This window comes from Pseudomonas sp. B21-012 (assembly GCF_024749305.1).
GTDB lineage: Bacteria > Pseudomonadota > Gammaproteobacteria > Pseudomonadales > Pseudomonadaceae > Aquipseudomonas.
The window spans coordinates 3,487,859-3,513,094 of sequence record NZ_CP087197.1 but is presented as its reverse complement, the minus strand read 5'-3'; the positions used below and the strand labels follow the sequence as shown (position 1 = coordinate 3,513,094).

Genomic DNA, 25,236 nt, shown 5'->3' with positions numbered 1-25,236 from the left:
ACAGGGGCCAGGGAGGACCCGGTAATGGTCGGATACTGTGTGTGAGCATCTCTTCGGCGCTGCGGGCCTGTGGCCTGACCGTGCTGGGCTGTGGATCGCTGCTGGCTGGCGAACTGCCGCCGCCCCCGGCCAGCCTCGAGGCGGTCGCCGATGCGCCGTTGTTCCTGGAACTGCTGGTCAACCAGATGAGCAGCCCTGAACTGGTGGCGGTGCAGCAGCGCGCCGGGCGCCTGTACATGGCCACCGCCGACCTGCAGGCGGCTGGCATCGAGCTGCCTGGCGAGTACGGCGACGAAGTGGCGCTGGACAGCATCCCCGGCCTGCACACCGACTACGACAGCCAGGGCCAGCGCCTGGTGCTGCAGGTGCCACCGGCCTGGTTGCCGACCCAGCGCATCGGCAGCCGCCAGTTGTACCCGGCCAGCGAAGCGCGCAGCAGCTTCGGCGCCTTGCTCAACTATGACCTGTATTTCAACGATACCGACGACGGTGGCCGCTACCTGGCGGCCTGGAACGAGCTGCGCCTGTTCGACAGCTGGGGCACGCTGTCGACCACCGGCCAGTGGCGTCAGTCCCTGGGCGGCAACGACTACGCCGACAGCCAGGAAGGCTTTCGCCGCTACGACACCACCTGGCGCTACACCGACGAAGCGCGCCTGCTGACCCTGGAAGTCGGCGACGTGCTCAGCGGCGCCTTGCCCTGGACCAGTTCGGTGCGCCTGGGCGGCCTGCAACTGTCGCGCGACTTTGCCGTGCGCCCGGACCTGGTCACCTACCCATTGCCGGCCTTCGCCGGGGAAGCGGCGGTGCCGTCCTCGGTGGATCTGTTCATCAACGGCTACAAAAGCTCCAGCGCCGATTTGCAGCCAGGCCCCTACACCCTGACCAACGTGCCGTTCATCAACGGCGCCGGCGAGGCGGTGGTGGTGACCACCGATGCCCTCGGCCGGCAGGTGTCGACCACCTTGCCGTTCTATGTCACCAGCAGCTTGTTGCAAAAAGGCCTGGCGGATTTCTCGCTGGCCGCCGGCAGCCTGCGCCGGGACTACGCGCTTCGCGACTTTGCCTATGGCCCGGGGGTGGCCGCCGCCAGTTTGCGCTACGGCCTGAGCGACAGCTTCACCCTCGAAAGCCACGCCGAGGCGGCCGAGTCCCTGGCCCTTGGCGGGCTGGGCGGCAACTGGCAGGTGGGCAACTGGGGCGTGGTCAATGCGGCGCTGAGCCAGAGCAGCTTCGACAGCCGCAGCGGCCAGCAACTGAGCGTCGGCTACCAGTACAACAGCCAGCGCCTGGGCTTCAATTACCAGCGCCTGCAACGGCGCGGCGACTATGCCGACCTGTCGCTGGTCGACAGCCCCTACACGCGCCTGAGCCAGCGCAGCGAACAGGTGACCATGAGCGTCAACCTCGAACGCTACGGCAGCCTCGGCGCTGGTTACTTCGATGTGCGCGCCGGTGACAACTCGCGCACCCGTTTGCTCAACCTCAGCTGGAGCAAGCCGTTGTGGCGCAACAGCAGCCTGTACCTGTCGGCCAACCGCGAAATCGGCGACAGCCAGTGGGCAGTGCAGGCGCAACTGGTGATTCCGTTCGACCTGCGCGGCACCCTGAGCTTTAGCGTTGAGCGCAACAAGGAGGGCCAGAACCAGCAACGGGTCAACTACAGCCGCGCGGTGCCCAGCGAAGGAGGCTTGGGCTTCAACCTCGGCTACGCCGATGGCGACCGTGAGGCTTACCGTCAGGCCGACGTCACCTGGCGCCTGCAGTCGGTGCAACTGCAGGCCGGTGCCTATGGCAGCAGCGACAGCATGACCCGCTGGGCCGATGCCAGCGGGTCGCTGGTGTGGATGGACGCCGGGCTGTTCGCCGCCAACCGCATCGACGATGCCTTCGTGGTGGTCAGCACCGAGGGTTTTGCCCAAGTGCCGGTACGCTACGAAAACCAGCTGGTCGGGCGCACCGACAAGAACGGCCACCTGCTGGTGCCCTGGAGTAGCGCCTACTACCGCGCCAAGTACGAGATCGACCCCATGGAACTGCCGGCCAACGTCCAGAGCCCGCAGGTCGAGCAGCGGGTGGCGGTGCGCCGGGGCAGCGGCTACCTGCTGGAATTCCCGCTGCAACGGGTGGTGGCAGCGAGTATCGTTCTGGTCGATGGCAACCATAAGGAACTGCCCCTGGGCAGCCAGGTGCGCCATGAGCAGAGCGGGGCGCTGGCGGTGGTCGGCTGGGACGGGCTGGTGTACCTGGAAGGGCTGGCTGCGGACAACAGCCTGCAGGTGCAGATCGCCAACGGCGGCAGTTGCCGGGTGCAGTTCAAGCTGGCGCCCGAGCAGGACCAGGTGCCGCTGATCGGCCCGCTGGTGTGCCAATGAAGCGCCTGCTGATGCTCCTGGCCGTGCTCGCCAGCCCCCAGGTGCACGCGTTGTGCTCGGTGATCGATACCGCGCCGGCAAGCTTTGGCAGTGTCAGCTCGACCCTGGTGCGCACCACCGTGCAGTCGGCCTCGACCCTCAATGGCGGGCTGCAATGCACCGGCTCGCTGGTCAGCCTGCTGGCCAGCGACGATCACTTCTACGCCACTTTCACCCCACCGGCCGGCAGTACCGGCCTGCTCGGCCCCACGGGCGATGTGATCGGCTACACCCTGTACGCCAACAACACCACCAACTACCCGATTGCCCGCAGCCTGCCTTACGACTTCGCCCGCAACGGCATCCTCGATGCCTTGGGCCTGCTCAACGGCACCACGCCCAAGTCGGTGCCGCTCTACCTCAAGAGCCTGAGCGGCAGCAACGTCGCCGCCGGCCTTTATCAGGAAGTCCTGACGGTGTACTGGAACATCAGCTACTGCTGGGGCATCGGCATCGGCAGCATCTGCCTGGGCCGGCAGAACCTCACCGGCACCACCAGCCTGACCGTGAGCCTGACAGTCACCAATGACTGCCAGATCACCAGCCCCAACATCAGCTTCGGTAGCGCGCCGGTGGTCGGCGGCTTCAGCACGGTCAACAGCAACGTCAATGTCTCCTGCACCAAGGGCAGTAACTACACCGTGGGCCTGGACGATGGCCAGAATGTCTCCGCCGGGCGCCGGCGGATGAAGTCGGCGGCCAACAACTATATGGCCTATGACATCTTCAAGAGCGCTGGCAGCGTGCGTTGGGGCAGCGTCACCACGGCCCGGCGGGCCAGCAGCGACGCCGATATCAACCCCGGTGTGGGCACCGGCACCGGCAGCCAGATCTTCAACTACAACGCCAAGGTCTACACCGACCAGGCCACACCGCCCGCCGGCACTTACCTGGACAACGTAATACTCGACGTGCAGTTCTGAGCCCGTGCGCCTTCGCTCAGCCACCAGTAACCCAGGGCCACGGCATTGAGCAGCGCGCCATAGGCACACACCAGCAGCCAGCCGCCCCAGGCATAGGCCAGGGTCGAGGTCAGCGCGCCGAAGGCACTGCCCACCGAGTAGAACAGCATGTAGGCGGCGGTGAGCCGGCTGTGGGTGGCTTCAGGCAGGCGGTAGATCAGGCTCTGGCTGGCGACGTGCACGGCCTGCAGGCCCAGGTCGAAGACCACCACGCCGAGCAGCAGCGCCCACAGCGAATATTCAGTCAGGGCGATGGCCGCCCAGGACGCCAGCATCAATAACAGCGAGCCGCCGCTGACCCACTGGCCCAGGCCGCGATCCACCAGCGCCCCGGCCCGCGCCGCCGCCAGTGCGCCCGCCGCGCCCGCCAGGCCGAACAGGCCCACTTCGCTGGTCGACAACGACAGCGGCGGGGCGCTCAGGGGCAACACCAGCGGCGTCCACAGCACCATCGCCGAGGCGAAGCTGAGCAGGGCCAGCACTGAGCGCCGGCGCAGCAGCGGTTCATCGCGCAGCAGCAACGCCAGTGAATGCAGCAGCTCGCGGTAACTGCCCGCCGCCTGCACCGGTTGTTGCCGAGGCAGCACGCGCCAGAGCAGAGCGGCAATCACCAGGGTCAAGGCCGCCGACAGCCAGTAGATCGAGCGCCAGCCGGCGAGGTCAGCCATGGCCCCGGACAAGGTACGCGCCAGCAAAATGCCGATGACGATGCCGCTGGTGATCACCCCCACGACATGACCGCGCTCGCTGGCCGCCGACAGCGTCGCGGCGTAGGCCACCAGCACCTGGGTGACTACCGCCAGCAAGCCGGTCAGGCCCATGCCCAGCAGCAGCCAGGGCGTGCTCGGCGCCCAGGCAATCAGCACCAGGGCCAGGGCCGAGAGCAGCGACTGGCAGACGATCAGCCGCCGGCGGTTGAGGCGATCGCCCAGCGGCACCAGCAACAACAGGCCCAGGCCATAGCCGACCTGGGTCAGGGTCACCACCAGGCCGACCAGGCCGGGGTCGATGGCAAATTCCCGGGCCATGGCTTCGAGCAAGGGTTGCGCGTAGTAGACATTGCCAACCGCCAGGGCGCAGGCCACGGAGAACAGCAAGATGACGGCGGATGACATTCGGTGTTGGGGCTGCATGGGGTCGATCCTTCTGGTTGCATAATGAAACCAGTTGTACGCTAGAGAAACTGGTTTTATATTGCAACCACTTTCACTGGCGAGATTTCCCATGGTCCAACGTACCCGCCTGCAAGACGCCGAATGCCCGGTGGCGCGTTCCCTCGATGCCATTGGTGACTGGTGGTCGCTGCTGATCGTGCGTGATGCCTTCGATGGCCTGAAGCGCTTCAGTGAGTTCCAGCGCAACCTGGGCATGGCCAAGAACATCCTCAGCACCCGCCTGCGGCAACTGGTCGAGCACCAGATCTTCGAGCTGGTGCCGGTGTCCGAGGGCAGCGCCTACCAGGAATACGTGCTCACCGAGAAAGGCCTGGGCCTGTTCCCGTTGATCGTCGGCTTGCGCCAATGGGGCGAGGCGTTCTACTTCGCCGAGGGCGAGGCCCATTCGCAACTGGTCGACCGCGAACACGGCAAACCGGTCAAGGCCCTGCAGCTGCGCGCCGCCGACGGCCGCCTGCTCGGCCCGCACGACTGCGTGCGCCTGCCGGCCCGGGGCTGAGCCTGGCAGCCAGCTACAACCTTCACGGCAGCCACGGGCAAGACGGCCATTGCCAGCGCGCGCAGAGTAGGACCACTGTCATCCTTCTGCTCGAGGTCTTTTGCCATGTCGCTCAACGACACGCTCAGTGCGCACCTGAATCGCGGCACGGTCGGCTTTCCCACCGCCCTTGCCAGTACCATCGGCCTGATCATGGCAAGCCCGGTGATCCTCACCGCGACCATGGGCTTCGGTATCGGCGGCAGTGCCTTCGCCGTGGCCATGCTGATCGCTGTGGTGATGATGCTGGCGCAGGCGACCACCTTTGCCGAGGCGGCGTCGATCCTGCCGACCACCGGCGCGGTGTACGACTACATCAACTGCGGCATGGGGCGCTTTTTCGCCATCACCGGCACGCTGTCGGCCTACCTGATCGTCCACGTCTTTGCCGGCACCGCCGAGACCATGCTGGCCGGGGTCATGGCTCTGGTGAACTTCGAGCACCTCAACACCCTGGCCGAATCGGCCGGTGGTTCGTGGCTGCTGGGTGTCGGCTTCGTGATCATCTTCGCCATCCTCAATGCCTTTGGCGTCAGCGCCTTCGGCAAGGCCGAGATCATCCTCACCTTCGGCATGTGGACGACGCTGATGGTCTTCGGCGTGCTCGGCCTGATGGCCGCACCGGCGGTGGAGCTGGAGGGCTGGTTCGGCGTGTCGCTGGTCGGCACGGACCTGGTGACCATCCTCTCGCTGGTGGGCATGGCCATGTTCATGTTCGTCGGCTGCGAGTTCGTTACGCCGCTGGCGCCGGATTTGCGCCAGTCGGCGAAAAGCATGCCGCGGGCCATGGCCCTGGGTCTGCTGGGGGTGGCGACGTGCATGTTCATCTATGGCGCGGCGATGAAGCGCCAGGTCGACAACGTGCTGCTCGATGCCGCCAGCGGCGTGCACTTGCTCGACACGCCCATGGCCATCCCGCGCTTTGCCGAACAGGTGATGGGCGATATCGGCCCGCTGTGGCTGGGCATCGGCTTTCTGTTCGCCGGTGCGGCGACCATCAACACGCTGATGGCCGGGGTGCCGCGAATCCTCTACGGCATGGCCGTGGACGGCGCCTTGCCCAAGGTCTTCACCTACCTGCACCCGCGCTTTAAAACGCCGCTGCTGTGCATCCTCGTTGCCGCCCTGATTCCGTGCCTGCATGCCCTGTGGCTGGGCGGCAACACCGACCGCATCATGCACCTGGTGCTGGCGGCGGTGTGCGCCTGGAGCACCGCGTACCTGCTGGTAACGCTGTCGGTGGTGATCCTGCGCATCCGTCGCCCGGACCTGCCACGGGCCTATCGCTCGCCGTGGTTCCCGCTGCCGCAAATCCTCTCGAGCGTCGGTATTGTCCTGGGCATGTGGTTCATCACCCCGCCGGGCATGGACCCGGCCGACATCTACGTGCCCTTTGGCCTGATGCTGGCCGGCACCGCGGTGTATGCGCTGTTCTGGACGCTACTGGTGCAGAAGGTCAACCCGTTCAAGCCGGCTTCGGTGGAAGAGGTGCTGGCGCGCGAATTCGCTCATCAACCGGGGACTGCACATGGCTATTGCCCTGCGCCAACTGTGGCAAAGGCTGTCTGATCGGGCGCCGGCCGGCTATCGGCCGGGGCTGACCCTTGAAAAGCTGCAACGCAACCTCGGTCTGGACAGCTTCGAGGTGCTCGGCCCGGGCTTTGGTCGCTTCAACTGGGCCGGGCAGGCGGTGCAGGTGCGCGAGCGCTGCGAAGCGCAGTTGCTCATGCACCTGGTGCTGAGCGAATTCAGCCTGAGCCTGCCTGCCACAGGGCAGGGCAGCGCCCACCTTGAACTGCACCACAGCGGGTCATTGCGCCGCAGCGGCCTGCGGGTTCAGCTGCGTCAGGGCGAGCCGGCGTTGCAGGCCGAACTGCAACGGCGCCTGCTGGCCGATAGCGCGTTGCTGCAGGCGCTGATGCCGCTGGACTTCAAGCGCCTGCGCCTGCACAGAAGCGACGGCCAATGGACCCTGACCCTCGAACACATCGGCGCCAGCGAGGTGGTCAACCGCCTGCCGGCCTTTCGTCGCTACATTCGCCTGAGCCCCGAACAACGCCAGCACCTGCTGGCCGCGCTGCAAGGCGTGCCGGGGCTGTTGGCCGGGCTCTGAGCCGGCCATCTGGCATCAAACCTGCTTCCACTCTGGCTGCTTCACGCAAGTTGCGCGCACATAGATAACATGTTAACTATTGCCCAACAAAAACAAGATGCCATTGTGGAGGTACCCATGAGTATCCATCACGCCAGCAGCCCTGCGCTGGAACGCTGGAACGCAACGATGCAGAACATCTGCGGGGTGTACGAGACGGAACTGGCGTTCAACCCCTCGCTGTTCATCGGCGAGATTTCCACCTGGTCGCGCGGCGGCCTGGCCCTGGCCAACCTGCGTACCAACGCCGGGCTGATCCGCCGCAAGGGCCTGAACAGCGACCGCGACAACGACCAGCATTGCTTTCTGGTCAGCCAGCGCACCGGCTTCTCGCAGATCACCCAGAACGGCGTCAGCATCCAGCTGGCGCCCGGCGAAATGCTCCTGATGGACGCCGCCGGTGCCTGCGAAATCATGCCCTTCGGCCTGATCGAGCACGCTTCGCTGTCGTTGTCGCGGGCCGAGGTGTGCAAGCAACTGGGCAGCGACAGCCGCACCTTCGGCAAGATCTCCCAGACCCGCGCCTGCGGGCGCATGCTGCACCTGCTGATGGACCAGCTGTGCAAAGAGCAAAGCGCCGGCGAAGACGAGCAGGGCGAAGGTCAGGCGCTGCACAGCGCCTTCCTGTCGCTGCTCGGTTCGGCCCTTGAAGGCAGCGACGACCTCTGCGCGTTGCCGGCCTCAATACAGGGCGCCAACCTGCGCAGTTATGTGCAAAAAGTCATCGATGACTCCCTCGGCCAGGCCAACCTGACCCCGGTCAACCTCGCCAACCGCCTGAACATTTCCGTGCGCCACCTCTACCGCCTGTTCGAAGAGCAGGGCGACAGCGTCTGCCGCTACATCCAGCGCGCGCGCCTCAAACGCAGCGCCGCCGACCTCGCCAACCCGGTGCTCAAGCGCGAGTCGATCACCACCATTGCCTACAAATGGGGCTTCACCGACTCGGCGCACTTCAGCCGCTCGTTCAAGAAGCAGTTCGAGCAGTCGCCCAAGGACTACCGCGCCAGCAGCCTGGCCTGATCAGCGTTTGATCGTTGCTGGCTTGACCGCAGGATGCGGTCTGTATAGGCTCGTCCGACCTGGCTACCTACCGATAGGTAGGTAGAGCGCCAAGCGCCAGCCAGGTCCCGTTTTTATCTGGAATCAAGCCTATGCACAGTGCAGCCTCCACGCCGACCGCCCGGGTCGGCTTCGCCATTTCCCTGGCCCTGATCGGCGCCCTCGGGCCCTCGGCGGTCGACATGTACCTGGCCAGCATGCCAAGCATCGCCAGCGAGTTCGCCACCTCTTATGCCGGGGTGCAACTGACCCTGACCGTGTTCCTCCTGGCCATGGGCGCCGGGCAGTTGTTGTTCGGACCGTTGGTCGACACCCTCGGTCGGCGCCGGCCGTTGCTTGCCGGTTTGCTGGTATTCGTCTTGAGCTCGCTGGCCGCCGCTGCCGCGCCCGACCTCAACAGCCTGCTGCTGGCGCGTTTCATCCAGGGCCTGGGTAGCGCCCTGACCCTGGTGGTGATCATGAGCATGGTCCGTGACGTTGCCGAAGGCGCGCGGGCGGCGCAGATCTTCGCCTTGCTGATGACCATCGAAGGCCTGGCGCCAGTGATTGCCCCGGCATTGGGCGGCTTTGTCGGTGCGCACTTTGGCTGGCGGGCGATCATGCTGGTGCTGGCGGCATTGGGCGTGCTGGTGCTGATCAACTCGGCGCTGATGCTCAAGGAAACCTTGCCCGAGGACAAGCGCATGGCCTGGCAGCCTCGGGAGTTCTTGCGCACCTACGTACGGATCGCCCGCGACCGCCAGTTCCTGCGCCCGGCCCTGGCCTTGTCGGCGGTGTTCTTCTTTCTGTTTGCCTACATCGGCGGGGCCGCTTTCGTTTACCAGCATCACTTCGGGCTGTCGGTCGAGGCGTTCGGCACCCTGTTCGGCGCCACCGGCGTGGCCATTCTGCTCGGCGCCATCACCGCGGGCCGCCTGGTGGCGCGCAAGGGCCTGGTGCGCCTGGCCCGCTGGGGCGCGGCGTGCATGCTGGTCGGCGCCGTGCTGGTGCTGGTCGGGGCGCTGAGTGCGGCGGGGCTGGTGGGTATCGTTGCCGGCATGGCGGTTGCCATGTTCGGCCTGGGCATTGCCGAGGCCACGCTGATGTCGCTGGTGATGTCTTCGCAGAGCACCGCGCTGGGCTCGACTGCTGCGTTGCTCGGTGCCTTCCAGTTGATCATTTCGTCGTTCGCCACGCCATTGTCGGGCATCATGGCGCCTTTGGGCGCGGCGCACTGGGCGTTGTTGCTCGGCCTTTCGGCGCTGTGCGTGGCGCTGCTGGTGCACATCAGCACCCGCCATGCCGAGCCGCAGGTGCACAGCCTGGCTGGGCATTGATCCGTATTTGTTGGGGGAGACACCGCTATGAGAAGCCTGACGCCGTCGGCGGAAAAGATCTGCGCGATTGCCGTCGAGCAGTTTGCCGAACTGGGTTATGACGCCTCGTCGCTCAACGATATCGCCGCCGCGGCGGGCATGCGCAAGCCGTCGTTGTATGCGCATTTTGCCGGCAAGGACGACCTGTTCCAGGTGGTCTATGCCCGGGCCCTGCACGCCGAGCACGAGTACCTGGAGGCGTGCTTTGCCGAGCAGGTGCCGACCGGCGAGCTGCCGGGGCAACGTTTTGCCGAGCGCTTGAACGCGCGCTACCAGGCCTCGGCGCATTTGCGCTTCATGCTGCGCACGGCGTTCTTCCCGCCCAGTGAACTGCGGCCGGTGATCTGTGCCGGCTTCGAGGCCTACCTGGCGAGGCTGGGCGAGTTGTTTGCCCAGGCGTTGCGCACGTTCGCGCCGGGGCTGGAGGAGGGGCAGCAGCGCTTGTATGGCGATGCCTACCTGGGGATCGTCGACAGTTTGAATGTCGAGTTGATCTATGCGGGGGCGGAGGCGTTTGAGCGGCGGTTGGCGGCGCTTTGGTGGATGTTCGGGATGTCGTTGGCAAAGCTTTAGGGCCTCATCGCGGGTCAAGTCGGGTCGCCGCACCGCCGCTCCTACAGAGTGGCTCTGTGGGAGCGGCGGTGCGGCGACCCGACTTGACCCGCGATGCTTTCAGTCAGACCACCGCAAAATAATGCTTCACAAAGCTCTCGCTGAGAATCTCCCAGAGCACCGGCGTGCCCTTGGTCACGAACCAGCTGTCACCCACGTTGTAGGTGCGGCTCACACCCGTGGCTTCGTCGGTCAAGCGCACCTGACCGGTGACTACCACGGCCTGTTCGTTGAACGGGTAGACCATGCGGAACTTGCCGGTGGTGGTGCCAAAGTAGGCGCTGCTGACCGGGTCGGTCGGTGCGCCGAAGGTCATTTTGCCGAAGGCGCGTACTTCGCCTTCGAGTATCTGCGAGCCCAGGTCGGCAACGGTGCCCCAGGCGTCGAGTTGGCTGAGCTGGAGGTTCGGGGTGACGGCAGTCAGGGTCATGTCAGTGTTCCTTGAGGGTTGAAAGAGTTGGGGCTTAGCGCCGGCCATTCCAGTAGCCGGACAGCTGGTGCCAGGATTTGCCGGCGGTCAGCAGCACCGAGCGCAGTTGATCCTTGGCCGGGATGGTCGGGCGTGGCACCGAGCTGATCAGGTCATAGCGCGCCGAGCCTTCGCTCATGCCTTCGGCCAGGACCTTGCAGATGATGTGGCTGGGGGTGACGCCAAAACCGGAATAACCTTGCACGTAGAAAGCGTTGCGCCGACCGGGCAGGGTGCCGATCTGCGGGAACAGGTTGGGGCTGCAGGCCATCGGCCCGCCCCAGGCCAGGTCGATTTTCACGTCCTTGAGGTAGGGGAAAATCTTCAGCATCAGGTTACGGTTCCAGGCCTTGAGATCGCCCGGGATGTGTTCGACCAGCGGCGTGGCGGCACCAAACAGCAGGCGGTTCTCGTTGGTCACCCGGTAGTAGTCGATGACCGGGCGGATGTCACTGTAGGCCCCGCGAATCGGGCTGATGCGCTGGATCAGTTCGTCCGGCAATGGCTCGGTCATCATCTGGAAGGCGTAGGTGTTGATGGTCGAGCGGTGCAGCTCCGGCTCCAGCTTGTTGAGGAAACTGTCGCAAGCCCACAGCAGCTTGCTGGCGGTCACCGAACCGCGCCCGGTGCGCACGCGGATGCGCTCGCCGTACTGCACCTGCAGCGCCGGGCTGTTCTCGAAGATGCGCACGCCGTGTTCGCTGAGCGCCTTGGCTTCACCGAGCAACAGGTTCAGCGAGTGCACATGGCCACCGCCCATGTGCAGCAAGGCGCTGCTGTAGGCGTCGGAGCCGATGATCTGCTTGACCTCGCTGCCACCGAGAAATCGGATCTCATGCTGGGTGTTGACCGACTTGAAGTCCTTTTCCCAGGCGCGCAGGGTTTTTTCCTGGCGGGCGTTGAAGCCCATGTAGCCATAGCCGTGGCAGAAGTCGGCGTCGATGGCGTACTTGGCGATGCGGTTCTTGATGATGTCGGCGCCCAGGTCGCTGATCTCGAAGATCTGCCGCAGGCCATCGTCGCCGACGTGCTGCTTGATCTTCTCCAGATCATGGCCGATGCCGGCCATGATCTGCCCGCCATTGCGCCCGGTGCCGCCAAAGCCCAGGTAGCGAGCTTCGAGCACGACGATGTTGGTGATGCCTTTTTCCGCCAGCTCCAGGGCCGTGTTGATCCCGGAAAAGCCGCCGCCGATGATGACCACGTCGGCGTCCACGTCCTGTTCCAGGGTCGGGAAGCTCAGGTTGTATTTTTTGGTGGCGGTGTAGTAGGTCGGCGTTTCGATGTTGATCATGGCGCAGCCTGAAAAGTGAAGTACTGATGGGCTCTATTAAGGCCTTGCCCGGCGCCTGCGTCTTGACCCTGCGTGCCGCCGGCCTTGACTGCCGGTGCCAGGGCTGTGGCAAGGCGTTGATTTTGTTAAAGTGTTAACAAAGTAGCCTGATGATTAGCCTTCCCATGCCCCAGCCGCGCCCGTCGTTGACCCTGACCTTGTTGCAAGCCCGCGAAGCGGCCATGCGTTTTTTCCGCCCCTCGCTCAACCAGCACGGGCTCACCGAGCAGCAGTGGCGGGTGATCCGTATCCTGCGCCAACAGGGCGAAATGGAGATCTACCGCCTGGCGGAACTGGCCTGCATCCTCAAGCCGAGCATGACCGGCGTGCTGGTGCGCATGGAGGCGGCCGGCCTGGTCAGCCGGCGCAAGGCCGAACAGGACCAGCGCCGGGTGCTGGTCAACCTGGCGCAAAAGGGCGAGGAGATTTTTGCCTCGATGAGCCAGTGCATGGAGAGCAATTACCGGCGCATTCAGGAGCAGTTCGGCGAGCAGAAGCTGCAGGCGTTGCTGGGCTTGCTGGAGGAGTTGAAGCAGGTGGGGCGGTGACCGCATCGCGGGTCAAGCCCGCTCCTACGGGATGTGTAGGAGCGGGCTTGACCCGCGATGAGGCCAGTACAGTCAATACACAGAAGGCCCAGACGAGCCCACTACCACATCCCCCTTGAACTTACCCGCCAACCCCTGCAAGCCCTTCATCAACACCGTGGTATCGACCCCCACCGCGACGAAGCCTGCGCCCAGCTCCAGGTAGCGCCGTGCCAAGGCTTCATCGGCACTGAGAATCCCCGCCGCCTTGCCGGCCTTCTGAATCTGCACGATCGCCTGTTCAATCGCCGCTTGCACCTCGGGGTGCCCGGGGTTGCCGCGATAGCCCATGGAGGCACTCAAATCCGCCGGGCCGATGAACACCCCGTCAACGCCCTCGATCGCTGCAATCGCCTCAAGGTTGCGCAGCCCTTCAAGGCTTTCGATCTGCACCAGCAGGCACATCTGCTCATCGGCCTGGTCGAGGTAGCCGGGGATGCTGTTCCAGCGCGAGGCCCGCGCCAGGGCGCTGCCGACACCGCGCATGCCCTTGGGCGGGTAGTGCATGGCGCGCACCAGTTCGCGGGCCTGCCCGGCGCTTTCGACCATCGGCACCAGCAGGGTTTGTGCGCCGATATCCAGCACCTGCTTGATCAGCGCGGTGTCGCCGATCACCGGGCGGATGATCGCCTGGGCCGGGTAGGGGGCGATGGCCTGCAACTGGCCGAGCATGCCGCGCAGGTCGTTGGGCGCGTGTTCGCCGTCGATCAGCAGCCAGTCGAAACCGGCGTTGGCGGCAAGCTCGGCACAGTACGGCTCGGCCAGGCCAAGCCACAGGCCGATTTGCGCCTCGCCGCGTTGCAGGCGTTGTTTGAAGCGGTTGACGGGCATGTCCATGGGCAATTCCTCAAACGAAACGGCAGGCAATCGAACCGAGCATGTCGTAGTCGACATGGAAGGTATCGCCGGGGTTGGCCGCCACCGGGCGGGTGAAGGAGCCGCCGAGAATGATTTGCCCGGCTTCAAGGGTGACGTCGTACGGTGCCAGCTTGTTGGCCAGCCAGGCGACGCCCTTGGCCGGGTGGTTGAGCACCGCCGCCGAAACCCCGGACTCTTCGATCACGCCGTTGCGGTAGAGCACCGCCGGCACCTTGCGCAGGTCGATATCGCCCGGACGCACCGCGCGCCCGCCCATGACCACGCCGGCGTTGGCGGCGTTGTCGGAGATGGTGTCGAAGACCTTGCGGGTGGCCTGGGTCTGCGGGTCGATCTGCTGGATGCGCGCATCGATGATCTCCAGCGCCGGGATTACCCACTCGGTGGCGTCGAGTACGTCGAACAGGGTCACGTTCGGGCCCTTGAGCGGCTTGCCGAGGACGAACGCCAGCTCCACCTCGACCCGCGGCACGATAAAGCGCTCGAAGGGGATGTCGCTGCCTTCGTCGAAGAACATGTCATCGAGCAGCGCACCGTAGTCCGGTTCGGTGATGTTCGACGACACCTGCATGGCCCGCGAGGTCAGGCCGATCTTGTGGCCGACCAGCTTGCGCCCGCCCTCGATTTTTTGTGCGACCCAGGCGCGCTGGATGGCGTAGGCGTCCTCGATGCTGATGCCCGGGTGCTCCAGGGAGAACTGCCGCACCTGTTCGCGGCTGCGTTCGGCGCGCTCGAGCTGGGCGGCGGCTTGCAGGATCTGGCTGTGGTCAAGCATGGCGAAATCTCTTACTGAGGGTTGACGATGGCAGCCTTGGTGCGCAGCACCAGCAAGCCGCCGAGGGTGATGAACAGCGCCAGTACGTACAGGGCCAGGCTGGCGCTCTGGGTGGTGTCGCGCATCCAGCCGATCAGGTACGGGGCGAGGAACGAGGCGATGCTGCCGAACGAGCTGATCAGGGCGATACCGGCGGCCTGGGTGGTGTTCGAGAGGAATGCCGGCGGCAGTTGCCAGAACATCGGCAAGGCAGCGCTGGCGCCCATGCCGGCGATGATCAGGCCGCCCAGCACCATCACCGGGTTGCCGGGTGCCAGGCCGGCCACGGCGATACCGGTGGCCGACATCAGCAGCGGCACGCACAGGTGCCAGCGGCGTTCACGCTGACGGTCGGAGGAACGGCCACAGGCGATCATGAAGAAGCACCCGGCCAGGTACGGCACGGCGCTCAACAGCCCGACGCGGCCATCGCTGCCGATGCCGGCGCCGTGGATCAGGGTCGGCATCCAGAATGCCAGGGTGTTGACCGCCAACATCACCGCAAAGTACACCGCCACCAGCAGCCAGACCTGGCTGTCACGCAGGATGCCGGCAAACGAGGTGATGGATTTGCGCTGCTCTTCCTGGTTCAGTTGCTCGCGCAGTTGCTGCTTTTCAGTGCCGTTCAGCCAGCTGACACTCTCGAAGCTGTCGGGCAGGCACTTGAGCACTACCAGGCCGAGCAACACCACCGGCGCGCCTTCGATCAGGAACATCCACTGCCAGCCACGCAGGCCGGCGGCGTCGTGGAACAGCTCGAGGATGCCGCCCGACAGCGGCCCGCCGACCACCCCGGCCATGGGCACGGCGATGGCGAACAGCGCGGTGATCTGCCCACGACGGCGGGCCGGGTACCAGCGGTTGAGGTAAACCAGGATGCCGGGGAAGAAGCCGGCTTCAGCGACGCCGAGCAAAAAGCGCAGGACATAGAAGCCCGAGGCCGATTCGACCCAGAGCATGCTGGTCGACAGCGTACCCCAGACCACCATCAGGGTGGCGATCCAGCGCCGTGGGCCGACGCGGTCCAGGGCCATGTTGCTGGGTACGCCGAACAGCGCGTAGGCAATGAAGAACAGCCCGGCACCAAAGCCGTAGACCGTGTCGCTGAAGTGCAGGTCGCTGCTCATCTGCATCTTGGCAAAACCAATGTTGATGCGGTCCAGGTGAGCGAACAGGTAGCAAATCAGCAGCAGCGGCATCAGCCGCCAGGTGATCTTGCTGTGGGTCGAGTCATGTTGGGCAAGGGCAGCGTGTTGGGCAGTATTGGCTGTGCTCATGATCTTGTACTTTTTGTCAGAGGGCCGTTGGGGAGGGCGGGTGGCTGTGGTTCAGCCCGCCTGGTTTTGCAAAAAGGCGTGAACGTTGTTCTGTTTGAAATTCAGCTGCGGGTGCAGCTCGATCATCTCGAACGACAGCGCCAGCAGGCGTTGGCTTTGCAGCTCGGCAAAGTGCGCGGTGATCACCGCGAACAGCGCCTCGGCGACCTCGGTGCGGGTTTGCAGGTCGCGGCCGTGGCCGACCTTGAGGGTCATGTGGACGAAGGCGTAGTCGTGCTTGCCATCGGCCATGCGCCAGCTGTCCAGGCGCACGCCACGGCTGCGGATGCCGCCCAGGGGGAACACGCCGCTGGCGCCCAGGCTGGCGTGGACCTTGGCGAACAGGCCGGGCAGGTCGGCCTGTTGCTCGATGTTGTCGGTGTACTCGGCGATGAAGTGCGGCATGAAGATCTCCGTTTGAACGGCGGCAAGCGGCAAGCTACAAGCGGCAAGAGCGCGTGCTCTTCGCTTGCAGCTTGTGGCTTGAAGCTTGTGGCTGCTGCCTTCGCGCTACAGCGGGAAGATGGCGTTGATTTGCCCGGTGCCGGAGCTGCCGAACGGCTCGGTCAGGACCTCGACCGGCTTGTTGTAGTCGGCACCGCCAAGCAGGCCCAGGAGCATCGCCGTGTCGTGCATGCCGCCTTCGCCGTAGCAGTGGTTGGCGTAGTCCGGGAGCATCGCGCAGAACTCCTTGAAGCGGCCCTGCTTCCACAGCTCGACCACGCGCAGGTCCATCTGCTTGTCGAATTCGCGGGTCCAGTTGTGGATGTTGGCTTCGGCGTTGCGGTCATCGGAAAAACGGTGCGACAGCGAACCGGAGGCCAGCACCAGCACTTTGCGGTCGCTCTTTTCGATGGCCCGGCGCACCGCGGCGCCGAAGGCGAAGCTGTCTTCCAGGCGGTGCCAGGCGCACCAGGCGGCAATCGACACGACCTTGAGCTTGTGCTCGTCGGGCACGTCCATGTGCATGTAGCGCATCGGCACCAGGGTGCCGTATTCAAGCTCAAGGCTTGGGATGTTGTGGGCCAGGGTGCGCACGTCGGCGGCGTTGGCTTCAAGGCCGATCAGCTCGCCCAGTTGCGGGCAGCCGGGGTACTCGAAGTCCATGTTCTTGATGAAGTGCGGCAGCTCGTTGCTGGTGTAGGTGCCCTTGAAGTGTTCGCCACAGTTGATGTGGTAGCCGCTGTTGACCAGCCAGTGGACGTCGAACACCACGGCGGTGTCGGCGCCCAGTTCGCGGGCGCGGCGGCCGATTTCCTTGTGCCCGGCAATCGCCGCCTCGCGGCAGCCATGATGTTTGCCGGGCAGTTCGGACAGGTACATCGAGGGTACGTGGCAGACTTTGGCTGCCAGGACGACTTCGCCCATGATGGAACTCCTGGAAATTGTTGTTCTTGTGTGCGATCGGTTGCGCCTTCATCGCGGGTCAAGCCCGCTCCCACAAGGCAGCCTCAAAACCTGTGAGAGCGGGCTTGCCCCGCGATGCTGTCAGACGCCCCAGCGCGGAATATGGTGACTGCCCATCGAGATACACACGTTCTTGATCTCGGCAAACACCTCGAAGCTGTACTGCCCGCCCTCACGGCCGGTGCCTGAACCCTTGACCCCGCCGAACGGCTGGCGCAGGTCGCGCACGTTCTGGCTGTTGATGAACACCATGCCGGCCTCGATGCCGCGGGCCAGACGATGCGCCTTGCCGATGTCCTGCGTCCAGATGTACGAGGCCAGGCCATACTCGGTGTCGTTGGCCAGTCGCAGCGCCTCGGCTTCGTCCTTGAAGGGGATCAAACACACCACCGGGCCGAAGATTTCTTCCTGGGCGATGCGCATGTTGTTGTTCACGTCGGCAAACACCGTGGGCTGAATGAACTGCCCGCGGGCCAGGTGCGCCGGCAGGTTGGCCGGGCGCTCAAGGCCGCCAGCGAGCAGGGTCGCGCCTTCTTCGATGCCGATCTTGATGTAACCGGTGACTTTGTCATAGTGGGCCTGAGTGATCATCGAGCCTACCTGGGTTTGCGGGTCTTGCGGGTCGCCGACGATCAGGCGCTTGGCCCGCGCGGCAAACTCGGCGACGAACTGCGGGTAGACGCTCTGCTGGATGAAGATACGGCTGCCGGCGGTGCAGCGCTCGCCATTGAGCGAGAAGATGGTGAACAGCGCCGCATCCAGGGCGCGCTCAAGGTCGGCGTCTTCAAAAATCAGCACCGGCGACTTGCCGCCCAGCTCCATGGAGTACTTTTTCAGGCCCGCCGTCTGCATGATCTTCTTGCCGGTGGCGGTGCCGCCGGTGAAGGAAATGGCACGCACATCGGGGTGGCGCACCAGGGCGTCGCCAGCGGTGGCGCCGTAGCCCTGGATGACGTTGAGCACGCCGTTGGGGATGCCGGCTTCCACCGCCAGGCGCCCCAGTTCGTTGGCGGTCAGCGGCGACAGTTCGCTCATCTTCAGCACTGCGGTGTTGCCCAGGGCCAGGCACGGCGCGGTCTTCCAGGTGGCGGTCATGAATGGCACGTTCCACGGCGACACCAGCCCGCACACGCCCACCGGTTGGTACAGGGTGTAGTTGAGCATCTGGTCGTCGACCGGGTAGGTATGGCCGTCCATGCGTGTGCAGACTTCGGCGAAAAAGTCGAAGTTATGCGAGGCCCGCGGGATCAGCACGTTCTTGGTCTGGTGGATCGGCAAACCGGTGTCGAGGGTTTCAAGCTCAGCCAGGTGCGGCACGTTCTGCTCGATAAGCTCGCCGAGCTTGCGCATCAGCCGCGCGCGCTCCTTGGCCGGGGTGTTGGCCCATTTCGGGAACGCCTCTTTCGCTGCCGCTACCGCCTGGGCCACTTCTTCGGCACCGCCGCTGGCGACTTCGCCAATGGCCTCGCCGGTGGCCGGGTTGTAGTTGACGAACACGTCTTTGCTTTCGACCTCACGGCCGTTGATCCAGTGTTTGATCATGCTGCTCATGCCTCTTGGCGGTTGAGGGCGAAGAACTCGGCTTCGCTGACAATACGGTTGACCAGGCGCCCGACGCCTTCGACTTCGACCACCACTTCATCGCCCGGCACCACGTCGGCCAGGCCTTCGGGGGTGCCGGTGGCGATCATGTCGCCCGGCTGCAGGGTCATGAAGCTGGACAGGTATTCGATCAGGTAGGGGATGTCGAAAATCATGTCCTTGGTGCTGCCTTGCTGCTTGAGCTCACCGTTGATCCAGGTGCGCAAGGTCAGGTTGGAGGCATCCGGCACATCGGCGACATCGACGATCCACGGCCCGACCGGGGTGGTGGCGTCGCGGTTTTTCACCCGCAGGTTGGGCCGGTAGTAGTTCTCCAGGTAATCGCGAATCGCGTAGTCGTTGCACACCGTGTAGCCGGCCAGGTACTCCAGCGCATCCTCGCGCTTGACGTTGCGCGCAGGCTTGCCGATCACTGCCACCAGTTCGCACTCATAGTGCATGTAGGCGACGTTGTCCGGGCGCCAGCTGACCTGGTTGTGGCCGGTGTAGGTGCCCACCGACTTGACGAACGCCAGCGGTTCGGTGGGCGGTGTGAAGGCAAGCTCGGCGGCGTGGTCGGCGTAGTTCAGGCCCAGGGCGAACATATTGCCGGTGGCCGGTGGCAGCCACTCGACCTGCTGCTCGGCGAGCAAGCGGCCATCGGCCAGGCGCACGGCGTTGTCGGCCTCGACGGTGACGGCGTGGACTTCGCCCTGGTAACGGATACGTGCGTGTTTCATCAGCGCTTCTCCTGCGCGGCAACGATGCTGTTGGTCAGGCGTCCGAGGCCGCTGATCTCGACTTCAACCTGGTCCCCGGGCAGCACATCGACGCGGCCTTCGGAGGTGCCGGTAATCAGCACATCGCCTTCGTGCAGGGTCATGAATTCGCTGATCTCGGCGATCAGCTGGGCGACGCTGCGAACCATGTTGGCGGTGCTGTTGTGCTGGCGCAGGGCGCCGTTGACGAACAGCTTGATGCTCAGTTGCTGCGGGTCGGCGACCTGCGCGGCCGGCACCAGTTCAGGGCCCAGGGCGCAGAAACCGTCGCGGCACTTGGCCTTGACCGCCGGGCGGTAGTAGCTGTCTTCGGGCAGGCTGAATTCGTTGACGATGGTGTAGCCGGCGACATGGCTGAGGGCCTCGTCGACGCTGACCCGGGTGGCACGCTTGCCGATCACCACGCCCAGGGCCGGGCCCGGTTGCAGGTGCTCGATGCCTTGCGGGTAGACCACCGGCTGGCCATGGCCATTGCGGGTGTTGGGGGTCTTGATGAACAGCACCGGCTTGACCGGTGGCTTTTGATAGGGCGGCTGTTCGAATTCGGCGAGACGCTGGTCAAGCAGGCCCTGGTAGTTCAGCGCAACGCCGAACAAGGTACCGCTGGCAGCATCGTGCAAGGCACGGCTCATGGGGTTCTCCTGGCTGGGGCAGGGGCAGGGTCCCTGCTCGAATAATTGTTAATGTGTTAACGTTATAATTAAGATGTTAACGAAATGCAAGCGGCTTGCAGCAGGAGTAAGCTGGCCGCATAACAACAAGCGTGAGCAGGGCCATGCGCGAGCAACAACCAATCCCCAACATCAACATCGGCCAGGTCTACGATCAGCGCTACAGCGATGCCGAGGTGCATTACGACAAGCTCGGCAACCTCGCCGGGTTTTTCGGCCGCAATATGCCGGTGCACCGCCATGACCGGTTTTTCCAGGTGCATTACGTCAAAAGCGGCACGGTGCGGGTGTACCTGGACGATCAGCAGTACGTCGAATCGGGGCCGATGTTTTTCCTTACGCCACCGACCATCCCGCATTCCTTCGTAACCGAACCCGACGCCGACGGCCATGTGCTGACCGTGCGCCAGCAACTGGTCTGGCAGCTACTTGAAGCCGATCCCGGGTTGGCGCCGGGGCCGCAGGTGGCGCCGGCCTGTGTGGCCTTGAGCGGCCTGGAACCAAGCTACGCCGCCGAGGCGCGGCGCCTGGCGCTGCTGTTCGATGAGCTGCACAGTGAAATCAACGCCAGCGCCGCCGGGCGCGGGGCGGCGCTGGAAAGCCTGACGCGGCTGATCATGACCAGCCTGCTGCGCCTGTGCGCGCGCTCGCTGCCGGCGCGGCAAACCCGTCATGAAGACTTGCAGGTGTTTCATCGTTTCAATGAACTGATCGAGGCCCACTACCTTGAGCACTGGCCGCTGGCGCGCTATGCCCAGGGCATCGGCGTCACCGAAGCGCGGCTCAACGAAGTGTGCCGGCGCATCGCCGACCTGCCGTCCAAGCGCCTGATTCTCGAACGCCTGATGCAGGAAGCACGGCGTCTGCTGCTGTACACCGGCAGCTCGGCCAACGAGATCTGCTACCGCCTGGGCTTCAAGGACCCGGCGTACTTCAGCCGGTTCTTTTTGCGCTATGCGCAGCTGACGCCGGGGGAGTACCGTCAGCGTCAGGCTGGATTGCGCTAGGCCTGGCCGCGCAGCCAGAGGTTGTCGAAACGCCAGGTGCTGAACAGTGTCTGCTCGGCTGCGGCGCCGCCGACCTGGCGCGAAAACGCATCGAGCAGATTCACATAGCCCCAGATCAGCAAGCCGCCGCGCTCATACTGGATCTGCTGGGCCTGGTGCACCAGCGCGCTGCGCTTGGCCAGGTCCGGCTGGGCCATGGCCTGGAGGAACAGTTCGCTGAACTGCGGGTCGTTGAAGTGGGTCTTGTTGGCCACGGCGAAGGGCGCGTCGATGTGCATGGCGCTGGCCAGAAACGGTGCGCCGATGGTGCCGCCAGTGCTCAGTTGCCACTGGTCGTGCTGCGGGCCGTCGAAGGTGGCCTGGTCGACCTGGCGCACCTTGAGGTTCACACCGATGGCCTTGACCTGTTCGGCGAACACCAGCGCCGAGGCCAGGGCCGGGCCGCTGGTGGTCACCAGCTCGACTTGCAACTGCTCGTAGCCGGCTTCGCGCAGCAATTGCGCCGCCCGTTGCGGGTCATGGGGGCGCGGGCCGAGGCTGTGGTTGAAGGTCGGGTCATCAGGTGCGTACAGGTCGTTGGCCACCCGGCCCTGGCCGTTCAAGGCACGGCGCACCAGCTCCGGGCGGTCGGCGAGCAGGCGAAAGGCTTCGCGCACCTTGGGGTTGTCGAACGGCGGTTTGCTGGTGTTCATTTCGAACGAAAGCCAGTTGCCGCTGACCGAAGTCACCAGTTGCAGGCGCGGGTCGCGTTCGATGATCTGCAGCTGCTCGCTGGGCAGGCCGTTGGCCATGTCGATCTGCCCGGCGCGCAAGGCCGCCAGGCGCGAGACCTGGTCTTTGAAGTCGATGATCTCCAGTTCATCGGCGTAGGGTTTACCGTCCTTGTAGTAGTTCTCGAAGCGGCTGAACACCGAGCGCTGGCCGGGGCTGAAGCTTTTCAGCTTGTACGGCCCGGCACCCACCGGGTTGGTCACCGGGTGGTAATCGACCGGGACGATGCCGCCGAAGTTGACCCAGGTTTCGGCCAGCGGCAGGTAGCTGCGCCCGTCCTTGAAGCGGATGCGCACGGTGCGTGCGTCGAGTTTCTCCAGGTTGTCGCGATCGACCCAGTGCAGCAGCGCGGCGTAAGGCGACGCCAGTTGCGGGTCGGTCAGGCGGCGAATGGAAAAGATCAGGTCGTCGGCATCGATGCTCTTGCCGTTGTGAAACTCAAGGCCCTGGCGCAGGCGCACGGTCCAGCTGCTGGCGTCGGCGCTGGCTTCGGCTTCTTCAGCCAGGGCCAGGCGCGGCTGCATCTGCTCGTCCCATTCCCACAGCTTGCTGTACAGGGCAAAGCCGCGGACGATGCCGCTGCCGATCGGCTTGTGGGCATCGAGGTTGCCGACCTGGCCGCCGGCCAGCACGCCCAGGCGCAGGCGCCCGCCATGGCGCGGCGGGTCGCTGGCCGGGCTGCTGGCGGCCGGTGCGTCAGGGCCGCAGCCGCTGAGCAGCAGGCCGCTGCCCAGCGCCAGGCTATAGCCGAGAAAGCGTCGGCGCTGCTGATCGAAAAGGTCCATGGCCTCAGGCTCCTGCTGCACGCAGGGCGGGTGCCTGGGTGTCGATGCGCTTGAGCGGCGCCCGTTCGCCGCGAAAGTGCGGGAGGATGTGCTCGCCCAGGCGGTAGGCCTCTTCCAGGTGCGGGTAGCCGGCGAGGAAGAACAGGTCGATGCCCAGCGCGTTGTACTCGCGAATCCGCGCCACCACGTTGGCGTAGCTGCCGACCAGCGCCAGGCCCGGCGGAATGCCGATATAGCCGAAGCCGGCCCAGACGTTGGGGTAGATGAAAAAGTCGTCGAACGGCCGGGTTTCGTCCTTGGCCGCGTACTCGTTTTCGTAGCTGAGCTTGCGCGCGGTGCGCAGCCCGGCATGGGCGGCCACAGCCTTGACCGCACCTTTGGCCACGCCTTCGTCGAAGAAGCGCCTGGCCTCGGCCAGTGCCTGGGCTTCGGTCTCGCGGGTAATCACATCGATCGACAGGCCGAAGCGGATATTGCTGCGGCCATGCTTGAGCGCGCGCTCGCGAATGTCGGCTATCAGCGTGCGGATCTCGTCCGGGTGCTCGGCGCGCATCAGGTAGAAGTCGGCGTGGCGGGCGGCGAATTCCCGTGCTGCGATCGACGAGCCGGCGGTGCAGATCAGCGGCAACTCGGCCTTTTTCTGCGGGCCGCGCAGGCCGCCGCCTTCGGCCTTGTAGAAGCGCCCCTGGTAGTGGAAGTTCTCCGAGTGCCAGTAGCCCTTGACCACGTCCATGAACTCGGTGGCGCGCTCGTAACGTTCATCGTGGTCGCTGAAGTCGCCAACCTGGCGCTGCACGCTATCCGAGCCGCCATTGATGATGTTCCACACCAGGCGGTTGCCGCTGGCGCGCTGGTAGGTCGCCGCTTGCTGCACCGCGATCCAGGGCGTGTAGTGGTAGGGCTGGAAGGCGGTGACGTAGCTCAACGTGCGGGTTTCGCGGGCCAGCAGCGAGCACACCGTCCAGGGCTCTTCGCCGGACGGCGCGTTGACCATCAGCGCGCCACCGAAGCCGTTGATTTCGGCGGCGCGGGCGATCTGCCCGAGGTAGTCGATGTAGGTGAAGTGATCACCCACGGCAAAGTTCGATACGGCGCCGGTGCTGTCGCCGCCGGCATGCCAGTCGCCGCGGTTGCGCGGATCGCCAGGGAGGAACTGGGTTTCGCCGTGCAAGGGCAGGCGGGTGAAGAATTCAATGCTCACGGTCAGCGTCCTTATTGCACGGTGGGGTTGCAGAGGGGGGCGATGGGCTGGTCGTTGAACACCTTGCGGGCAAACGGCAGCGAGTCCTTGAGCGAGGCGTTGACCGTCTCGCTGTGGCCCAGACCCTTGTACAGGTGGCCTTCGACGATCGAGCCGGTCTTGCAGGCGTCCTGCATCAGCGCCACCTGGGTAGCGGCGGCCGGGGTCTTGTCTTCGGCGCCGGTGCCGATGAAGATCGGCTGGGCGAGTTTCAGGGTCGGGTAGGAGACCTGCGCCAGCCACGGCTTGAGCTGCTCGCCGTTGTTGGCCTTGCGGGTGTTGGCCGGGGTCAGGCCGGTGCCGAGCACATCGGCCACCAGCGACGACAGGCAAGTGCTGCGCGCTTGTTCGAACAGCGGCAGGGCCTTGTCGGTGTAGAAATCGCGTGGGTCGATGCTCGGGTCGTACTGCTGCGCCGCCAGCAGGGTGTAGAAACCGTAGGCCAGCGAGGCGTCGACCTTGTCCTGGTCCTGTTCGCCGACGTTCTTCGCGCCGACGGTGTAGATCACCCCGGTGCCGACGCTGCCCTTCAGGCCCAGGTCCGGGGCATAGGTGGGCGCATAGGCGGCCGAGGCGAAGGCGCCGGCGCCGCCCTGTGACTGGCCGACCACCAGCACCTTGTTGGCCAGCCCCGGCACCCCGGCGATCACCGCGCGGGCGGCATCGAGGATGCCGTAGGCGGCCATGCGGTTGTTCAGCAGCGGATGGCCGCCGGGCACGCCCAGGCCCTGGTAGTCGGTGGCGACGATGGCGTAGCCCTCGTTGAGCCAGCGCGCCAGGTACTGCACGTCGCGGTAAGAGCGCCCGGCCCAGGACGGCGCGCAGACATCCGCCACGCCCACCGTGCCATGGCCCCAGGTCACTACTGGCCAGCCGCCTGCCGGCGCCTGGCCTTTGGGGATGAACAGCGCGCCGGAGACCGCCACCGGGGTCTTGCCGTCGATGCCGTCGGTAGAGCTGTAGAGAATGCGCAGTTGCGAGGCGGCGCCGGGCAGGCTCAGGGTTTTTTCCAGCGGTTCGCTGCGCAGCAGTTTGCCCGGTTTGCCAGGGATCGCCTGGCTCCAGCTGTAGAACGCCGAGACCCGGCCGTCACCTTGCAGCGGGTCGGGCTTTGGCGCGAAGGTTTCTGCGGCCACGGCGCTGAGCGACAGGGCCAAAAGGCTCAGGCCAAAGGCGAAGGTTTTTTCCAGTTTCATCGAGAGGTCCTTGCACGGTGCGTTTGCCAGGCCTGAGCGAAATGCGTGCCAGGGCGCTGCAGGGCCCGGTTTTGCAGGGCCGAAATGCCTTCAAGGGCAATCCTGGCGGCGCGTCGATGCTGGCTGGCAGCCAC

At 65.2% G+C, this 25,236-nt stretch carries 24 protein-coding genes; 10 read left to right on the top strand and 14 right to left on the bottom strand.

All coding sequences use genetic code 11. The annotated features are described in order from the left end of the window. The first annotated feature begins 47 nt into the window (after nucleotides 1-47). Both LOY37_RS15875 and LOY37_RS15870 read left to right on the top strand, forming a co-directional pair. Complete coding sequence (locus LOY37_RS15875; RefSeq protein ID WP_249744440.1) at nucleotides 48-2,375, top strand: fimbria/pilus outer membrane usher protein; 2,328 nt, start codon at nucleotides 48-50, stop codon at nucleotides 2,373-2,375. After that, nucleotides 2,372-3,337 carry a spore coat U domain-containing protein gene (locus LOY37_RS15870; RefSeq protein WP_258607164.1) on the top strand — a complete coding sequence of 322 codons (966 nt, stop codon included), beginning with the start codon at nucleotides 2,372-2,374 and terminating at the stop codon, nucleotides 3,335-3,337. Before LOY37_RS15875 ends, LOY37_RS15870 begins: the two co-directional genes overlap by 4 nt. Here LOY37_RS15870 and LOY37_RS15865 read toward each other — a convergent pair. After that, nucleotides 3,301-4,509: an MFS transporter gene (locus LOY37_RS15865; RefSeq protein WP_258715219.1), complete on the bottom strand. Its 1,209-nt coding sequence runs from the start codon at nucleotides 4,507-4,509 to the stop codon at nucleotides 3,301-3,303. The genes LOY37_RS15870 and LOY37_RS15865 overlap by 37 nt on opposite strands. A 91-nt stretch (nucleotides 4,510-4,600) precedes the next feature. Here LOY37_RS15865 and LOY37_RS15860 point away from each other — a divergent pair, with 91 nt between their 5' ends. From LOY37_RS15860 to LOY37_RS15835, 6 genes are all read left to right on the top strand, one after another. After that, entirely contained in the window at nucleotides 4,601-5,050 is a 450-nt protein-coding gene (locus tag LOY37_RS15860; RefSeq protein ID WP_213604068.1) for a helix-turn-helix domain-containing protein, read from the top strand. A gap of 105 nt (nucleotides 5,051-5,155) precedes the next feature. Then, nucleotides 5,156-6,658, top strand: a complete 1,503-nt coding sequence (locus tag LOY37_RS15855) for an APC family permease (RefSeq protein ID WP_045194052.1) — start codon at nucleotides 5,156-5,158, stop codon at nucleotides 6,656-6,658. After that, nucleotides 6,618-7,202, top strand: coding sequence for a DUF3156 family protein (locus LOY37_RS15850; protein WP_258607162.1), 585 nt, complete (start codon nucleotides 6,618-6,620; stop codon nucleotides 7,200-7,202). Before LOY37_RS15855 ends, LOY37_RS15850 begins: the two co-directional genes overlap by 41 nt. 117 nt (nucleotides 7,203-7,319) lie before the next feature. Beyond that, entirely contained in the window at nucleotides 7,320-8,264 is a 945-nt protein-coding gene (feaR, locus tag LOY37_RS15845; RefSeq protein ID WP_195884416.1) for a transcriptional regulator FeaR, read from the top strand. Between the two features lie 131 nt (nucleotides 8,265-8,395). Continuing rightward, the gene (locus LOY37_RS15840; RefSeq protein ID WP_258715218.1) at nucleotides 8,396-9,619 is read left to right on the top strand and encodes a multidrug effflux MFS transporter; all 1,224 of its coding nucleotides are present in this window, start codon (nucleotides 8,396-8,398) and stop codon (nucleotides 9,617-9,619) included. Between the two features lie 27 nt (nucleotides 9,620-9,646). After that, complete coding sequence (locus LOY37_RS15835; protein ID WP_093381681.1) at nucleotides 9,647-10,231, top strand: TetR/AcrR family transcriptional regulator; 585 nt, start codon at nucleotides 9,647-9,649, stop codon at nucleotides 10,229-10,231. 103 nt (nucleotides 10,232-10,334) lie between these two features. Here the strand turns inward: LOY37_RS15835 and LOY37_RS15830 are convergent, their stop codons facing one another. Together LOY37_RS15830 and LOY37_RS15825 are read right to left on the bottom strand one after the other, a co-directional pair. Next, entirely contained in the window at nucleotides 10,335-10,700 is a 366-nt protein-coding gene (locus tag LOY37_RS15830; protein ID WP_093381683.1) for a cupin domain-containing protein, read from the bottom strand. A 34-nt stretch (nucleotides 10,701-10,734) separates the two neighbouring features. Then, nucleotides 10,735-12,033 (bottom strand): FAD-binding oxidoreductase, encoded by a 1,299-nt coding sequence (locus LOY37_RS15825; RefSeq protein ID WP_258715217.1) that lies wholly within the window; start codon nucleotides 12,031-12,033, stop codon nucleotides 10,735-10,737. Nucleotides 12,034-12,197: 164 nt separating this feature from the next. Here LOY37_RS15825 and hpaR point away from each other — a divergent pair, with 164 nt between their 5' ends. Then, complete coding sequence (gene hpaR / locus LOY37_RS15820; RefSeq protein ID WP_093381688.1) at nucleotides 12,198-12,620, top strand: homoprotocatechuate degradation operon regulator HpaR; 423 nt, start codon at nucleotides 12,198-12,200, stop codon at nucleotides 12,618-12,620. A 72-nt stretch (nucleotides 12,621-12,692) separates the two neighbouring features. Here the strand turns inward: hpaR and hpaI are convergent, their stop codons facing one another. The 8 genes from hpaI to LOY37_RS15780 all read right to left on the bottom strand — a co-directional run bounded on the left by hpaI (nucleotide 12,693) and on the right by LOY37_RS15780 (nucleotide 20,064). Then, nucleotides 12,693-13,496 carry a 4-hydroxy-2-oxoheptanedioate aldolase gene (gene hpaI / locus LOY37_RS15815; protein ID WP_258715216.1) on the bottom strand — a complete coding sequence of 268 codons (804 nt, stop codon included), beginning with the start codon at nucleotides 13,494-13,496 and terminating at the stop codon, nucleotides 12,693-12,695. A gap of 10 nt (nucleotides 13,497-13,506) precedes the next feature. Further along, nucleotides 13,507-14,310 carry a 2-oxo-hept-4-ene-1,7-dioate hydratase gene (hpaH, locus tag LOY37_RS15810; RefSeq protein WP_045194043.1) on the bottom strand — a complete coding sequence of 268 codons (804 nt, stop codon included), beginning with the start codon at nucleotides 14,308-14,310 and terminating at the stop codon, nucleotides 13,507-13,509. 11 nt (nucleotides 14,311-14,321) lie between these two features. Beyond that, the gene (locus LOY37_RS15805; protein ID WP_093381700.1) at nucleotides 14,322-15,626 is read right to left on the bottom strand and encodes an MFS transporter; all 1,305 of its coding nucleotides are present in this window, start codon (nucleotides 15,624-15,626) and stop codon (nucleotides 14,322-14,324) included. Nucleotides 15,627-15,677: 51 nt separating this feature from the next. Further along, nucleotides 15,678-16,070: a 5-carboxymethyl-2-hydroxymuconate Delta-isomerase gene (locus tag LOY37_RS15800; RefSeq protein WP_123566361.1), complete on the bottom strand. Its 393-nt coding sequence runs from the start codon at nucleotides 16,068-16,070 to the stop codon at nucleotides 15,678-15,680. A gap of 105 nt (nucleotides 16,071-16,175) precedes the next feature. Beyond that, the gene (gene hpaD, locus LOY37_RS15795) at nucleotides 16,176-17,033 is read right to left on the bottom strand and encodes a 3,4-dihydroxyphenylacetate 2,3-dioxygenase (protein WP_123566362.1); all 858 of its coding nucleotides are present in this window, start codon (nucleotides 17,031-17,033) and stop codon (nucleotides 16,176-16,178) included. A gap of 120 nt (nucleotides 17,034-17,153) precedes the next feature. Then, nucleotides 17,154-18,614: a 5-carboxymethyl-2-hydroxymuconate semialdehyde dehydrogenase gene (hpaE, locus tag LOY37_RS15790; RefSeq protein ID WP_045195632.1), complete on the bottom strand. Its 1,461-nt coding sequence runs from the start codon at nucleotides 18,612-18,614 to the stop codon at nucleotides 17,154-17,156. Between the two features lie 5 nt (nucleotides 18,615-18,619). Continuing rightward, the gene (locus LOY37_RS15785; RefSeq protein WP_045194039.1) at nucleotides 18,620-19,393 is read right to left on the bottom strand and encodes a fumarylacetoacetate hydrolase family protein; all 774 of its coding nucleotides are present in this window, start codon (nucleotides 19,391-19,393) and stop codon (nucleotides 18,620-18,622) included. Next, nucleotides 19,393-20,064, bottom strand: coding sequence for a fumarylacetoacetate hydrolase family protein (locus tag LOY37_RS15780; RefSeq protein ID WP_258715215.1), 672 nt, complete (start codon nucleotides 20,062-20,064; stop codon nucleotides 19,393-19,395). Before LOY37_RS15780 ends, LOY37_RS15785 begins: the two co-directional genes overlap by 1 nt. Before the next feature lie 143 nt (nucleotides 20,065-20,207). Between LOY37_RS15780 and hpaA the strand changes: the two genes are divergently transcribed. After that, nucleotides 20,208-21,110 (top strand): 4-hydroxyphenylacetate catabolism regulatory protein HpaA, encoded by a 903-nt coding sequence (hpaA, locus tag LOY37_RS15775; protein ID WP_045194037.1) that lies wholly within the window; start codon nucleotides 20,208-20,210, stop codon nucleotides 21,108-21,110. On the opposite strand, the gene LOY37_RS15770 is transcribed toward hpaA, so the two are convergent. From LOY37_RS15770 to LOY37_RS15760, 3 genes are read right to left on the bottom strand one after another with little or no spacing between them, the layout of a single operon-like run. Continuing rightward, nucleotides 21,107-22,666 carry an ABC transporter substrate-binding protein gene (locus LOY37_RS15770; protein ID WP_258715214.1) on the bottom strand — a complete coding sequence of 520 codons (1,560 nt, stop codon included), beginning with the start codon at nucleotides 22,664-22,666 and terminating at the stop codon, nucleotides 21,107-21,109. The two genes, hpaA and LOY37_RS15770, sit on opposite strands and share 4 nt — an antisense overlap. 4 nt (nucleotides 22,667-22,670) lie before the next feature. Further along, the gene (locus tag LOY37_RS15765) at nucleotides 22,671-23,867 is read right to left on the bottom strand and encodes an LLM class flavin-dependent oxidoreductase (RefSeq protein ID WP_213604086.1); all 1,197 of its coding nucleotides are present in this window, start codon (nucleotides 23,865-23,867) and stop codon (nucleotides 22,671-22,673) included. An 11-nt stretch (nucleotides 23,868-23,878) separates the two neighbouring features. Next, nucleotides 23,879-25,102, bottom strand: coding sequence for a lipase family protein (locus LOY37_RS15760; protein ID WP_195884407.1), 1,224 nt, complete (start codon nucleotides 25,100-25,102; stop codon nucleotides 23,879-23,881). Nucleotides 25,103-25,236: the final 134 nt, after the last annotated feature.